Below are 14,069 nucleotides of genomic sequence, written 5' to 3'. Positions count from 1 at the left end.
GGCAATGCGCCGACGGGAGCGCTAGCGGTTTGCGATGCAGCGAAGCGAGGGGCCAGCAGGACTGATGGGGCGGCGGCGGCAGTCGGTGACGATCAAACATGTGGCGGCCGACGCGGGCGTGTCGCTGCAGACGGTAAGCCGTGTCATCAACAACGAACCCAATGTTCGCGCGGAGATGAAGGAGCGGGTGCAGGCGTCGATCGACAAGCTGGGCTATGTCCCGTCGATCGCCGCGCAGCGGATGAGCGGATCGCGATCCTACCTGATCCTGGCAATCAACGACCGCGAGCGCACGATCGCCGACTGGAAGGCGCGGCAGGGTACCGACTGGGTCGACCAGATGCTGTTCGGCGGGATGCTGAAATGCGCCGAATATGGCTATCGCATGATCTTCGAGCTGGTCGACACGCACAGCGACCATGTCGAGCGCGAACTGCGCGCGACGATCGCCGCGCTGCAGCCCGATGGCGTGATCCTGACTCCGCCGCATTCGGACAATCCGCTGATCGTGAACCTGCTTCATCACCAGCGCATCCCCTTCGCGCGCATCGGCTCGCACGGCGGTGAGGCGGGGATCGCGCTGACGATGGACGACGAGGGGTCGGCGGCGCGCGCGACGCGCCACCTGATCGACCTCGGTCACCGGCGCATCGGCTTCATCTCGGGCTCGGTCGAATATGACCTCAGCCACTGGCGCATCGACGGCTGGAGGGGCGAGATGGCGGCGGCCGGGCTGCCTGTGGACGGCCTGCTCGCCGAGGGCGATTTCAGCTATGCCTCGGGCGAGGCGGGCGCACGCGCGCTGCTTGCCGGACCGAACCCGCCGAGCGCGATCATCGCCAGCAACGACCAGATGTCGCTCGCGACGCTCGAGGTCGCGCGCGAACTGGGGCTCGACGTGCCGCGCGACCTGTCGATCGTCAGCTTCGACAACACGCCGATCGTCCATTTCAGCCAACCGCCGCTGACCGCAGTCGACCAGCCGGTGGCGGCGACGGTCGCGCGCGCGGTCGAACTGATCATCGCCGCGCAGCGCGGCGAGAAGCAGCCCGATGGTCCGACGGTGGTCAGCGGCAGCCTGGTCGAACGCGGATCGACGGCTCCGCATGGCGGCTGACGAAGCGGCGTCGCGGCGCCAGTCGACCCGCTTCCTGCTGCTCTATGCGCTCGCTTCGGCGGGCGGCGCGATCGCCTATGTTCCCTTCCTGACCCTGCTGCTGCCCGCGCGCATGGCCGAGCTCGCGGGCGCCGCCGATGTCGAATGGCTCGGCTATTCGACCTTCCTCGGCGCGGTCGCGGCGAGCGTCGGCGGCATCGTCTTCGGCTGGCTCAGCGACCGGACGGGCGGCCGGCGCGGCTGGATCGCGGCGGGATTGCTGCTCGCCATCCTGCTGCTGCTCGCGGTGCCGCTGGCGAAGGATGTTACGGCGCTGGTCGCGATCATCGTTGCGTGGCAATTGGCGCTCAACATGATGCTCGGCCCGCTTGCGGCGTGGGGCGGCGACCTCGTGCCCGACGGGCAGAAAGGCCTGCTCGGCGGGCTGCTTGCCTTCTCGCCCGCACTCGGCGCCTGGTCGGGAGCGCTGGTGACGCTGCCGGCGGTCGCGTCGCTCGAGCAGCGGCTCGTTCTCATCGCCGCGCTGATGGCGCTTGCGATCCTGCCCGCGCTGCTGGCCGGGCGTCCGCAGCCCTTTCCCGAACTGATGCGACGCGAGGCGGACGGCGAAGTGGCTCGACGGCCGGTCCAGCCCGCGGTGCGCATGTGGCTCGCCCGGTTGCTCGTCCAGATCGCCGAGGCCGCTCTCTTCGCCTATCTCTATTTCTGGTTCCGCTCGATCGATCCCGCGATGGGAGATAATGAAAAGGCCGGCATCTTCAGTCTCGCGCTGACGATCGCGGTCCCTGTCGCGCTGCTCGCCGGACGCTGGGCAGACCGCAACAACCGGCCGTTCGCGCCCCTCATCCTTGCCGCCGCCCTGTCCTCGGTCGGCCTCTTCGGCATGGCGGTCGCGGGCGACGCGGCATCGGCAAAGGCCGCCTATCTGGGCTTCGGGATCGCGACCACCGCTTTCCTGTCGCTCCATTCTGGGCAGATGCTCCGCGTCCTGCCGCGTCCCGAACGGCGCGGGCGCGATCTTGGCTTCTTCAACCTCACCAACACCATCCCGTCGCTGATCATGCCCTGGTTGACGATCTCGCTCGTCCCCAGCTTCGGATTCGGTACGCTTTTCCTGTTGCTTGCGGGGCTCGCAGGGTGCGCGGTGCTGCTGCTCGCAACCTTGCCGCGCCGCGCCTGATCGCAATTCCGTCGTGGCCCCTTGATTTCGTGAGGGGCGTGTGCGACAGATGGATTGATAACGTTCACATAAAAATGGGATGGGAGTGAAGATGCGTCGACAGGCGATAGCGATGGCGACCGCGCTGCTGCTGGCAGGAACCGCCGCGACCGCAATTGCGCAGGCCCCGGACGAGGCGGCGTCTGCTGCCGTCCACCCCGATCTCTGGCCCGCCGCGAAGAGTCCCGCCGCGATCACCGACCCGGCGACCGAGGCGCGCATCGATGCGATGCTGGCGAAAATGACGGTCGAGCAGAAGGTCGGCCAGATCGTCCAGGCCGACATCAGCACGATCACGCCGAAGGATCTCGAAACCTATCCGCTCGGATCGATCCTTGCCGGCGGCAACAGCGGCCCGAACGGCAACGAACGGTCGAGCGCTGCCGATTGGGCGAGGCTGGTCGGCGAATTTCGCGCCGTGTCGCAGCGCCCGCAGGCGAACGGCGTCGCGATTCCGATCATCTTCGGCGTCGATGCGGTCCATGGCCATAACAATATTCCGGGCGCGACGCTGTTCCCGCACAATATCGGGCTCGGCGCGGCGCGCGATCCCGAGCTGATCCAACGGATCGGTGCGGTCACCGCGGCCGAGATTGCGGGTAGCGGGATCGAATGGACCTTCGCCCCGACGCTCGCGGTTCCGCAGGATCTGCGCTGGGGCCGCAGCTACGAAGGCTATTCGTCGGATCCGGCGCTCGTCGCCGCCTATGCGAAGGCGATGGTCATCGGCCTGCAGGGGGTGCTCGTCGCAGGCCGCTCGGTCGATGCGACCCACGTCGCCGCGACCGCGAAGCATTTCCTTGCCGACGGCGGCACTTTCGAGGGCAAGGACCAGGGCGATGCGAAGATCGGCGAGGCCGAACTGGTCGCCAGGCATGCCCAGGGCTATCCCGCCGCGATCGACGCCGGTGCGCTGACCGTGATGGCCAGCTTTTCGAGCTGGAACGGGGTGAAGAACCACGGCAACAAGGGGCTGCTCACCGACGCGCTCAAGGGCAAGATGGGCTTCGAGGGCTTCGTCGTCGGCGACTGGAACGGCCACGGACAGGTCGCGGGCTGCACCGTCACCGACTGTCCGCAGTCGATCAACGCCGGGCTCGACATGTTCATGGCGCCCGACAGCTGGAAGGGTCTTTACGAAACCACCGTTCGTCAGGCGAAAGACGGAACGATATCTGCCGCGCGTCTCGACGACGCGGTGCGCCGCATCCTGCGCGTCAAATACAAGCTCGGCCTGTTCGACGTCGAGCATGTCGATCGCGGCAATTTTGCCGCCGTCGGCGCCCCCGACCATCTTGCCGTCGCGCGCGAAGCGGTGGCGAAGTCGCTCGTCCTCCTCAAGAACAACGGCAGCGTTCTGCCGATCAAGGCAGGCGCGCGCGTACTCGTCACCGGTCCCGGCGCGAACAGCATGGCGATCCAGTCGGGCGGCTGGACGATCAGCTGGCAGGGCACCGATGTGACTCACGCCGATTTCCCGAACGGTCAGACGATCTGGGAGGGAATGGACAAGGCGGTGCGCGAAGCAGGCGGCATCGCGACGCTGTCCGACGACGGCTTTTACAAGGAGAAGCCCGACGTCGCGGTCGTGGTGTTCGGCGAGCAACCCTATGCCGAATTTCAGGGCGACGTCCCGACGCTCGACTACCAGCCGGCCGAGGCGAAAGACCTCGCGACGCTCAAGAAGCTGAAGGCGGCGGGCATTCCGGTCGTCGCGGTCTTCCTGTCGGGGCGCCCGATGTTTACCAACCCCGAGATCAACGCCGCCGACGCCTTCGTCGCGGCGTGGCTGCCGGGGTCGCAGGGCGCCGGGGTCGCCGACGTGCTGGTTGCGGGCAAGGACGGCAAGACGGCGCGCGGCTTCACCGGCAAGCTGCCCTTCCCCTGGCCCTCGGACGCGCGCTCGCCGGTCGAGAAGGCGCAGTTCCCGGTCGGCTACGGCCTCGCCTATGGCGACAAGACGAAGGTTCCGCCGCTTTCCGAAAAGCTCGGCCTCGACCTCAAGGGAATTCTCAACGTCGAGAATTTCTTTTCGGGCGGCCGTGCGCGCGCGCCGTGGCTGTTGTCGGTCACCGACGCGGGCGGGTCGCGGCAGGTCGAATCGGCGCCGGTCGAGAGCAGCTATGGCCTGCTCAAGACGCGTTCGGTCGATGTCGCGGCGCAGGAGGACGGCAAGAGCTTCGTGTGGAGCGGGCCGGCGTCGTTCCATCTGACCGGCCCCAATGCCGACATGTCGCGCCAGCTGAACAACAGCTTCGCGTTGCGCATCGACTGGCGGATCGATGCCGTCGGCAGCGGCCCGACCCAAGTCGAACTTGGCGGCAAGCCCTTCGACGTCAGCGGCTGGGTCATGGCCGCGCCGGCCGGGCAGGTTTCGACGATCAAGATTCCGCTGCGCTGCTTCGCCGACGCGGGTGCCGACCTCACCAAGGTCGGCTACGCGACGACGGTGCACGGCGACAAGGGACTCGCGCTGACGTTGCTGTCGGCGCGGATCGAGGCGGTAGGCGAAAATCTTGCTTGCCCGCCGACCGTGAAATAGCCAAACCCGCGCACGGGTTGGCGGAGCAGCTTCTCCGGGGAGAGATATCGTGGCCGTCACGCCAGATCTGACCAATAATGATTCCATGGCCCGCGGGGGCGCCGGGCAGCATGTCGATGCCCCCGAGCTGCGTCTGTTCGTCATGGGGCTGTTCTTCATCTTCGGCGGCATCACCTCGCTCAACGATGTGATCATTCCGAAGCTGAAGGAACTGTTCACGCTGAACTACACGCAGGCGATGCTCGTGCAGTTCTGTTTCTTCACCGCCTATCTTCTGATCGGGATTCCCGGTGCGAAGCTGGTCAAGAAGATCGGATATATGCGTGGAGCGGTCGCAGGCCTTTTGACGATGATGATCGGCTGCCTGCTCTTCATCCCGGCGTCGCAGACCGCGACCTACGGCCTGTTCCTGCTCGCGCTCTTCGTCTTGGCAAGCGGTGTGGTCGTTGTGCAGGTCGTGGCCAATCCGCTCATTTCGATGCTCGGCAAGCCCGAGACGGCGCACAGCCGCCTGACCTTTGCGCAGGCATTCAATTCGCTCGGCACGACGATCTTCCCGATCGCGGGGTCGGCGCTGATCCTGGGCAGCCTGGCAAAAGTGAGCGCCGACCAGCTGTCGGGCGCCGAACTCGATGCCTATCGCACGGCCGAGAGCCAGGCGATCGTTCATGGCTATCTTGGCATCGCGGTCGCGCTGGCGGTGGTGGCGGGCGCGGTATGGCTGTTCCGCAACCGCCTGCAGGGCGAGAGGCATGAGGCGAGCGCCGGGCTGGCCGGCTTCGACCTGCTGGGGCGCCCGCGCTTCGGTTTCGGGGCGCTCTGCATCTTTCTTTATGTCGGCGCCGAAGTGTCGATCGGCTCGCTGATCGTCAGCTATCTCATGCAGCCGGGCGTGATGGGGCTGCAGGAACAGGCGGCTGGCAAGTTGATCGGCCTTTATTGGGGTGGCGCAATGATCGGCCGCTTCATCGGTTCGGCGGCCATGCGCGTCATCAGCCCCGGCAGGCTGCTTGCGTGCGTCGCGGTTGGAGCGATCACGCTGATCCTGGTCTCGATCGGCACGACGGGAAGCGTGTCGGGCTACAGCCTGCTTGCCATCGGCCTGATGAACTCGATCATGTTCCCGACGATCTTCAGCCTCGCGTCCGAAAAGCTCGGACCGCGCGCGGCCGACGGGTCGGGGATCATCAATGTCGCGATCTTCGGCGGCGCGGTCGTTCCGCTCGCTACCGGTGCGCTGGCCGACCTTACGGGGCACCTCGGCCTCGCGCTGTTGCTGCCGGCCGCCTGCTATGCGGTTATTGCTGCCTTCGGCGTCTACGCCCGCCGGCCGGCGCCCGACCCGGTCGATCACTTCGCCTGACCCGAAAAGGGGGACCCGCCCGCCCGCAAGGGGGGCGGGTTTCGGGGCGCGGCGATCCGTTTCCGTCGGCTCGACCATGCCGCGGCGGGGCGCAGATTAACCTCCTTTCCGTGCCGCGCTTTGCTATCAGGGCCGGCGCGCACGAAGGAGACACGCCATGGCTCAAGGCACCGCCCGTATCGGCAAGGACAAATATCGGACCCAGATCAGCGTCGGCGGCCGCGACATCGTCGCCGACGAGCCGCCCGCTCTCGGCGGGCAGGGCGCGGGGTTCGCGCCATATGATCTGCTGCTCGCCAGCCTTGGCGCCTGCACCGCGATCACGCTGCGCATGTATGCCGACCGCAAGGGCTGGCCGATGGAGTCGCTCGAGGTCGGGCTGCGGCTGCACGGGATCGAGGAGAAGAAGATCGATCGCACGCTGACCATCGTCGGTCTCGACGACGAGCAGCGCGCGCGGATGGCCGACATTGCCGAGCGCACGCCGGTGACGCTGACGCTCAAGAACGGCCTGCCGATCGAGACCCGCCTCGCCTGACCGGCCCTAGCGCGGCGGGCGGTCCGCAAGGCATCGTTTACGCGGCCTTTACCACTCTTGTTGCATGACATCGGGCGATGTTTGCGACTGGGGACATGTGATGGACAGCTTGCGCGGACTGCTTTCGGGCAGCCACGACCAGGACGATGGCGCGATCGACGCGCCGCCGGTGGTCGGGGTCGACGAACGGCGGATGCAGGTCAGGGCCTATAATTACTGGGCTTCGCTGCTGGCCGACCGCGCCTATCCGTCGGTCGAGGATGTCGACCTCGAGGGCGCCGATTTCGGGCCGCACGCGGTGTTGCTCGACTTCACCACCGGCATCGAGAATCCGGGCATTTCCTTCCTTGGCGAAAAACTGCGCGAGGAGTCGGAGATCGGCGAGGACGTCCACTATATCAACCAGATCCCCGGCCGCTCGCTGCTGTCGCGGCTGACCGACCATTATCTGCAGATCATCGCCAACCGTGCGCCGATCGGCTTCGAGGCCGAATTCGTCAACGATCGCGGGGTGACGATCATGTATCGCGGCATCCTGCTGCCCTTCTCGTCCGACGACGACACGATCGATTTCATCATGGGCGTGATCAACTGGAAGGAAGGCGTTCCCGCCGAGCAGGAGGCCGAACTGCAGCTTTCGGTCGAGCAGGCGCTGCGCACCGCCGCGCCGCTGACCGCGCCGGTTCCGGTATGGGCCGATGGTCCCGATTCCGAGCATATCGACGATGGCGCGGCGCCCGGCTTCGCGGCGCTTGGCGACGAGGACGAAATGCTGCTGACCGAGACCGCCGACGAAGACATGCCCGTCTCGGCCGATCCGGGCACCGACGCCGAACTCGCCGACTGGCTGGCGCTGGCGCGCGAGACGGCCGAGCGTGCGATCGCCGCCGACAGCCGCAGCCGCTCCGCGCTCTATCAGGCGGTGGGCAAGGCGTGGGACTTCGCGCTCGCGGCCGAGGCCCAGCCCGAAGCCTTTGCCGAAATGCTGGAGGACGCCGGGCTGCAGGCGCAGGACCGCGCGCCGATGACCCCCGTCGTCAAGCTCGTGTTCGGGGCGAATTACGACAAGACGCGGCTTGCCGAATATGCCTGCGTTCTGAGCCATGCGAGGCAAGAGGGCGTGGCGCGCGGCGAACTCGCCGCCTATCTCGACCGCTATCCGGGCGGCCTCAAGGGACTGGTCAAGGACGCGCGCGCACGTCGCAAACCCGATGGCGAGGGCGTCGGCAAGGGCGAGGAGGCGGTCGAGGCGCTGCGCCATGCGCATCCCGCCCTGATTCTCGAACATGATGCGGGCGAGGCCGAATTCGTCGTGCTGATCGCGCGCGCGATGCCCGGCGGACATATCGGCATCGTCGCCAAGGCGGCCGACGATCCGGCGCTGATCGCCAAGCTGGCCAAAAAGGCGATTGCCATTACGCCGTAAAGATTGTGCTGTGAGGTCGAATGGGGCGTGCGGCGCGCGCGTTCTTCCTGCGAGGGCCGGTCGCCTCCGGCCCGTCGCCGCGACCCTGCGTAATAGTCAAACTGAAAATTGAAATTATTTTACGTGAATGCTGCGCGGGGTCTTGAGCCGCGCGCGCCACAGGCGCATAGGAGAGCCCTGCAAACGGGCTGGCCGAATCCCCCGCAGAGGCCCGCCTTTCTTGGTTCGGGATGCTGCCCCCTATGACTTCCACCCTGTCCCACGCCGCCGAAGCCGAAGCCTCGCCGGCCCTGCAAGTGCCGGCAAAATTTTCCAAGGCTTTCGCCGCCGCGCTGCACGGGAGTGCGCTTCCCGGCGAGGGCGAAGACCTCGATACCAGGGCGCTGGCGGCGGCGGGCGAATTTGCGGGGCGAGCGGCGCTGGAACGGAGCGAAGGCAAGCCCTCGCTGCTGCTCGAGCCTTTGGTCGCCGACGGCACCGACCGGCGGATGCGCCTTGTCGTCGTCAACGACGACATGCCTTTCCTGGTCGATTCGACCTCGCAGATCGTCGGCGCGCAAGGCCTTGCGATCCACCGCATCCTTCACCCCGTCGTCTCGGTCGACCGCGATGCGAAGGGCAAGCTGACCGGCGTGGGGACGGGCGATGATCGGGAATCGGTCATCTATATGGAACTCGAACGCGGCGATGCGCGCGCGCGCCGCCGCTTGCTCGATGCGCTCGAAGCCGCGCTCGCCGACGTGCGCGCCGCGGTGACCGACTGGAAAGCGATGCGCGCCGCGATGCTTGCCGACGCCGCGATGCGCGCCGACGGCGAAGCCGCCGAACTGCTGCGCTGGTTCGAGGGCGGCGCCCTGACACAGCTTGGTCACGAGTGGCGGACCCGCGATGGAGCGGTTCAGGACGCGCTCGGTATTTCGACCTCGCGCACCGAGCAACTGTTGTCGCAGACCGCACTCGACGCCGCCTTCGACTATTTCGACAAGGGTCATCCCTCGCCGCTGCTGATCAAGTCGAACCGCCTGTCGTCGGTTCACCGCCGCGTGTTGCTCGACCTCGTCATCGTCCCGGAATTCAAGGGCAAGAAGGTCGAGCGCCTGTCGATCCATGCGGGCCTGTGGACCAGCGCCGCGCTGTCGACCCCGCCGGCGAAAGTGCCGATGCTGCGCGCGCAGCTCGACGCGCTGATGGCGAAATTCGGCTTCGATCCGGCGGGGCACGCGGGCAAGGCGCTCGCGCATGCGCTGACCGCGTTGCCGCATGACCTGCTGATCGCCTTCGATAGCGCCGCGCTCGAGGATCTGGTGCTCACCTCGATGTCGATCACCGATCGCCCGCGGCCAAAGATTGTCGCGGTGCGAAGTGCGCTCGGCCGTCACCTGTTCGTTTTCGTCTGGTTGCCGCGCGACGAGGTATCGACCGGCCGCCGCAAGGATGTCGAGGCGATGCTGGTGCGCGCGGCGAAGGCCGGCGTGATCAACTGGACGATGGTGCTGGAAGACGGGGGCGCGGCGCTGATGCGCTTCACGCTCGACCTGCGCGGCGAGGGCGTCGTTCCCGATATCGACGCGCTCAACGCGCAGCTCGAACAGATGGTCCGCGGCTGGCTGCCCGAGGTCGAGGCTGCGCTCGCGCGCCATGGCGACGCGGGCCGCGCGGCGGCGCTCGCCGCGCGCTTTGCGCCGCTGTTCCCCGCGAACTATCGCAACAGCTACAGCCCCGAGGAGGCGGCGCTCGACATCCTCCAGCTTCGCGATCTCGACGCGGATCGCCCACGCGGGGTCCGGATCGTCCGTCAGACTCTGGACGGCGACGACGAGCTGCGGCTGAAGGTGTACAGCGCCGCGGGACCGCTCGCGCTATCGGATGTCGTGCCCGCGCTCGAACATTTCGGCTTCGAAGTGCTCGAGGAAATCCCGACCGAGGTCGCGCGCGCGCAAGGCGAAGGCGACGATGGCCGGTCGGCCTTCATCCACGATTTCTCGTTGCGCCTGCCGTCGTCGGTCGACGAACTCGGGCTGATTCCCTTTGCCGAGGTCATCGAAACGGCGATCGCCGCGGTGCTCGACGGCAAGGCAGAGAATGACGCGTTCAACCAGCTCGTCCTGGTCAGCCAGACCGATCCGCAGGCGATCGTGTGGCTGCGCGCCTGGTTCCGTTATCTGCGTCAGGGCGGCGCGAGCTACGGCATGGACACCGTCGTTGCGGCGCTCCGTCATGCGCCGGCGCTCACGTCGGCGCTGATCGACCGCTTCCGGGCGCTTCACGATCCGAAAGCGAAGGACGCCGCGCGCGCCGAGGCGCTCGAAGCCGATATCGTTGCGGGTTTCGCCGACATCCAGTCGATCGACGACGACCGCATCCTGCGCCTGTTCCATGCCGTGATCGGCGCGACGCTGCGTACCAACGCTTTCGCACCCGCTGCGGCCGAGGCGCTGGCATTCAAGATCGACAGCGCCCTTGTTCCCGGCCTCCCCAAACCGCTGCCGTGGCGCGAAATCTGGGTTTACAGCCCGCGCGTCGAGGGCATCCACCTGCGCGCCGGACCGGTCGCGCGCGGCGGGCTGCGCTGGTCCGATCGCCGCGACGACTTCCGCACCGAGATTCTCGGGCTGATGAAAGCGCAGCGCGTGAAGAACGCGGTGATCGTGCCGACCGGCGCGAAGGGCGGCTTCTATCCTAAGGCCTTGCCGAGCCCGGCCGAAGACCGCGATGCGTGGTTCGCCGAAGGCACCGAATGCTATCGCATCTTCATCCGCTCGCTCCTGTCGATTACCGACAACCTTGTCGGCGGCAAGGTCGTGCATCCGAAGGGCGTCGTTGTCCGCGACGGCGAGGATCCCTATTTCGTCGTAGCCGCGGACAAGGGCACCGCGACCTTCTCCGACGTCGCCAATGCGCTCGCGATGGAGCGTGACTTCTGGCTTGGCGACGCCTTCGCGAGCGGGGGGTCGAAAGGCTATGACCACAAGGCGATGGGGATCACCGCGAAGGGTGCGTGGGTTTCGGTCCAGCGCCACTTTGCCGAATTGGGCGTCGACGTGCAGACCGACAGCATCCGCGTCGTCGGCTGCGGCGACATGTCGGGCGACGTGTTCGGCAACGGCATGCTGCTGTCGAAGGCGATCCAGCTCGTCGCGGCGTTCGACCACCGCCACATCTTCCTCGACCCCGATCCCGATCCGGCGAAAAGCTGGAAGGAACGCGAACGCATGTTCAATCTCCCGCGGTCGAGCTGGGAAGATTATGACAAAAAGCTGATCTCGAAGGGCGGCGGTGTTTTCCCGCGCAGCCAGAAGAGCATCCCGCTGACCCCCGAGGTGCAGGCGGTGCTCGGCCTGTCGCAGGCGGAGATCGAGCCGGGCGCGCTGATCTCCGCGATCCTGAAGGCGCCCGCCGACCTCCTCTGGTTCGGCGGCATCGGCACCTATGTGAAGGCGGCGAGCCAGAACAATGCCGAGGTCGGCGATCCTGCAAACGATGCGCTCCGCGTCGATGCCGAGGATCTGCGTGTTCGCGCGGTGGGCGAGGGCGCGAACCTCGGTGTCACGCAGGCTGCACGCATCGCCTTCTCGGCGAGGGGCGGGCGGATCAACACCGACTTCATCGACAACAGCGCGGGCGTCGACTGCTCGGATAACGAGGTCAACATCAAGATCGCGCTGAACCGCGAGATGGCCGAAGGGCGTCTGCCGCAGGAAGCGCGCGACGCGCTGCTCGTGCGGATGACCGACGATGTGTCGGCGCTGGTGCTCGAGGACAACCGCTTGCAGGCGCTCGCGCTGTCGATCGCCGAAAAGGGCGGCGCCGCGGCGGTGCCATCGCTCGTGCGGATCATGGAGAATTTCGAAGCGACGGGCCGCCTCGACCGCAAGGTCGAAGGGCTCGCCGCGAACGACGAACTGCTCCGCCGCTCGGCAGAAGGACGCGGCTTCACGCGGCCCGAGCTCGCGGTGCTGCTCTCGACCGCGAAGCTTGCGCTGCAGGATGCGATCGAGGATAGCGAATTGCCTGACGATCCCGCGCTCGGCAGCGATCTGGCGTCGGCCTTCCCGGCCGAAATGCAGAGGGATTTTCCGCAGGCGATCGCCGATCACCAGCTGCGCCGCGAGATCATCGCGACCAAGCTCGCGAACCGGATGATCAACCGCATGGGGATTGCCCATCCCTTCGAGCTCGTCGAAGAGGAAGGCTGTTCGCTCGGCGACGTCGCGGCGGCGTTCGTCGCGGTCGAACGGCTGCTCGGGATGGACGAAATCTGGTCGGCGCTCGACAGTGCAAAGATCGACGAAAGCATCCGCCTCTCGCTCTTCAGCCAGGCGGCGTCGGCGATGACCTCGCAGATGGCCGACCTGCTGCGCGTGACATCGACGCTCGCACAGCCGGGACCGGTCGTTGCGCGGCTCGAACCCGGCGTCGAGCGCCTGATGAGCGGCGTCGACAGCCTGCTCAGTCCATCGGTGCGGCGCCAGTGGGACATGCTGGCGCAGCAATTGCTCGACGCGGGCGCGCCGGAGACATTGACCTCGGCGGTCGTGCGGCTGTTCAAGACCGACGGCGCCATCGGGATCGTCGATCTCGCGGCACGGCGCGGCGACGACGAGGTGGCCGTGACGCACGCCTTCACCCACCTCGGCGAAGCGCTTGGTCTCGACTGGGCGCAAACGCTCGCGGCGCATATGAGCCCCGCCGATCCGTGGGAACGCCTGCTCGTCAACAGCCTCGCGCGCGATTTCCAGCAGATGCGCCTGACCTTCCTTGCCGGGTTGCCGAAGGGCGACCTCGACGCGGCGGTGATCAAATGGCTCGCCGACAATAGCCAGCGCGTCGCGCAATTCCGGGCCACCGTCGATCGCGCGCGGATGATCCCGAATCCGAACGGCGCGATGCTGTCGCACATCGCGGGACAGGCGCGCGGGCTGCTGGGGCGGTAATGCCGTTCCAGCCCCGCGTCGCGATCCTCGTCCCGGCACCGGATTATTACGAGCAATGGCAGCCCGCCTTTGCGCGCAAGGCGGCGGCGCTGACCGCGGCCGGACTGATCGTCGAACAGCGTGTGTGGACCGATCCGGGCGACCTGTCGGGATACTACCTGATCCTGCCGCTCTTCGCGTGGGGCTATCAGCGCGATGTGGCGGTCTGGTACGCGCTGCTCGACCGATTGGAATCCGAAGCCCTGCCGGTGGTCAATCCGGTACCGGTGCTGCGCTGGAACAGCGACAAGGCCTATCTCGCCGAACTGGGCGCGAAAGGCGTCACGGTGGTGCCGACGATCGAGGTCGCCGCGCTCGGCGAGGCAGTTCTCGCCGCCGCGCGCGCCGAGCTCGATGCCGAAGAGGTCGTGATCAAGCCCGCGATCTCGGGCGGCGCCGACGGCACCCACCGCATCGCGGCGGGCGCGGCCGTTCCCGCCGACGCGCTCGGACAGCGCCGGCTCGTCCAGCCCCTGATGCCCGGCATCCTGACCGAGGGCGAATTTTCGCTCTTCTTCTTCGACGGCAAGTTCAGCCACGCGATCGTCAAGCGCCCCGCCTCGGGCGACTTTCGCGTGCAGGAACAGTTCGGCGGGCGCGAGAGCGACTGGCATGCAAGCGCGGAGGCGCAGGCGCTCGCCGCCGCTGCGCTCGCCGCCGCACCCGCGCCGCCCGTCTATGCGCGCGTCGACATGGTCGGCGATGCGACGGGCAAGCTCCACATCATGGAACTGGAGCTGATCGAACCCTCGCTGTTCCTGCACCACGCGCCCGACAAGGGCGCGGCGTTCGGCAAGGCGATCTACGCCGCGATCTAGGGTTCCGACCCTAGGTCACATACCCATAAACAGGATTCCCAAGCGGCTTGAGTTCTGATTCAGTGTTTTCCGG

At 67.1% G+C, this 14,069-nt stretch carries 8 protein-coding genes; all 8 read left to right on the top strand.

Features of this window, described 5'->3' with window-relative positions; all coding sequences use genetic code 11:
- Positions 1 to 64: 64 nt before the first annotated feature.
- Entirely contained in the window at positions 65 to 1,117 is a 1,053-nt protein-coding gene (locus tag J1N50_RS16220; protein WP_215355713.1) for a LacI family DNA-binding transcriptional regulator, read from the top strand.
- Complete coding sequence (locus J1N50_RS16215) at positions 1,107 to 2,297, top strand: MFS transporter (protein WP_215355616.1); 1,191 nt, start codon at positions 1,107 to 1,109, stop codon at positions 2,295 to 2,297. The genes J1N50_RS16220 and J1N50_RS16215 overlap by 11 nt, the downstream gene beginning before the upstream one ends.
- 112 nt (positions 2,298 to 2,409) lie before the next feature.
- Positions 2,410 to 4,878 (top strand): glycoside hydrolase family 3 protein, encoded by a 2,469-nt coding sequence (locus J1N50_RS16210; protein ID WP_246553663.1) that lies wholly within the window; start codon positions 2,410 to 2,412, stop codon positions 4,876 to 4,878.
- A gap of 85 nt (positions 4,879 to 4,963) precedes the next feature.
- Complete coding sequence (locus J1N50_RS16205; protein ID WP_215355614.1) at positions 4,964 to 6,241, top strand: sugar MFS transporter; 1,278 nt, start codon at positions 4,964 to 4,966, stop codon at positions 6,239 to 6,241.
- Between the two features lie 157 nt (positions 6,242 to 6,398).
- A complete protein-coding gene (locus tag J1N50_RS16200) occupies positions 6,399 to 6,779 on the top strand; it encodes an OsmC family protein (protein ID WP_215355612.1) in 381 nt (126 codons plus the stop codon).
- Between the two features lie 100 nt (positions 6,780 to 6,879).
- Entirely contained in the window at positions 6,880 to 8,205 is a 1,326-nt protein-coding gene (locus J1N50_RS16195) for a PAS domain-containing protein (RefSeq protein WP_215355610.1), read from the top strand.
- A gap of 242 nt (positions 8,206 to 8,447) precedes the next feature.
- Positions 8,448 to 13,139, top strand: a complete 4,692-nt coding sequence (locus J1N50_RS16190; protein WP_215355608.1) for an NAD-glutamate dehydrogenase — start codon at positions 8,448 to 8,450, stop codon at positions 13,137 to 13,139.
- A complete protein-coding gene (locus tag J1N50_RS16185; protein WP_215355605.1) occupies positions 13,139 to 13,996 on the top strand; it encodes an ATP-grasp domain-containing protein in 858 nt (285 codons plus the stop codon). Before J1N50_RS16190 ends, J1N50_RS16185 begins: the two co-directional genes overlap by 1 nt.
- Positions 13,997 to 14,069: the final 73 nt, after the last annotated feature.

This window comes from Sphingopyxis soli (genome assembly GCF_018682675.1).
GTDB lineage: Bacteria > Pseudomonadota > Alphaproteobacteria > Sphingomonadales > Sphingomonadaceae > Sphingopyxis > Sphingopyxis soli.
The sequence above is the reverse complement of the archived record's forward strand: the minus strand, read 5'-3'. Positions and strand labels throughout refer to the sequence as shown.

Excerpts from the sequence above, each read along its gene's own strand:
- J1N50_RS16220 (WP_215355713.1), top strand. The coding sequence starts at position 65 with ATGGGGCGGCGGCGGCAGTCGGTGACGATCAAACATGTGGCGGCCGAC.
- J1N50_RS16215 (WP_215355616.1), top strand. The coding sequence starts at position 1,107 with ATGGCGGCTGACGAAGCGGCGTCGCGGCGCCAGTCGACCCGCTTCCTG.
- J1N50_RS16210 (WP_246553663.1), top strand. The coding sequence starts at position 2,410 with ATGGCGACCGCGCTGCTGCTGGCAGGAACCGCCGCGACCGCAATTGCG.
- J1N50_RS16205 (WP_215355614.1), top strand. The coding sequence starts at position 4,964 with ATGGCCCGCGGGGGCGCCGGGCAGCATGTCGATGCCCCCGAGCTGCGT.
- J1N50_RS16200 (WP_215355612.1), top strand. The coding sequence starts at position 6,399 with ATGGCTCAAGGCACCGCCCGTATCGGCAAGGACAAATATCGGACCCAG.
- J1N50_RS16195 (WP_215355610.1), top strand. The coding sequence starts at position 6,880 with ATGGACAGCTTGCGCGGACTGCTTTCGGGCAGCCACGACCAGGACGAT.
- J1N50_RS16190 (WP_215355608.1), top strand. The coding sequence starts at position 8,448 with ATGACTTCCACCCTGTCCCACGCCGCCGAAGCCGAAGCCTCGCCGGCC.
- J1N50_RS16185 (WP_215355605.1), top strand. The coding sequence starts at position 13,139 with ATGCCGTTCCAGCCCCGCGTCGCGATCCTCGTCCCGGCACCGGATTAT.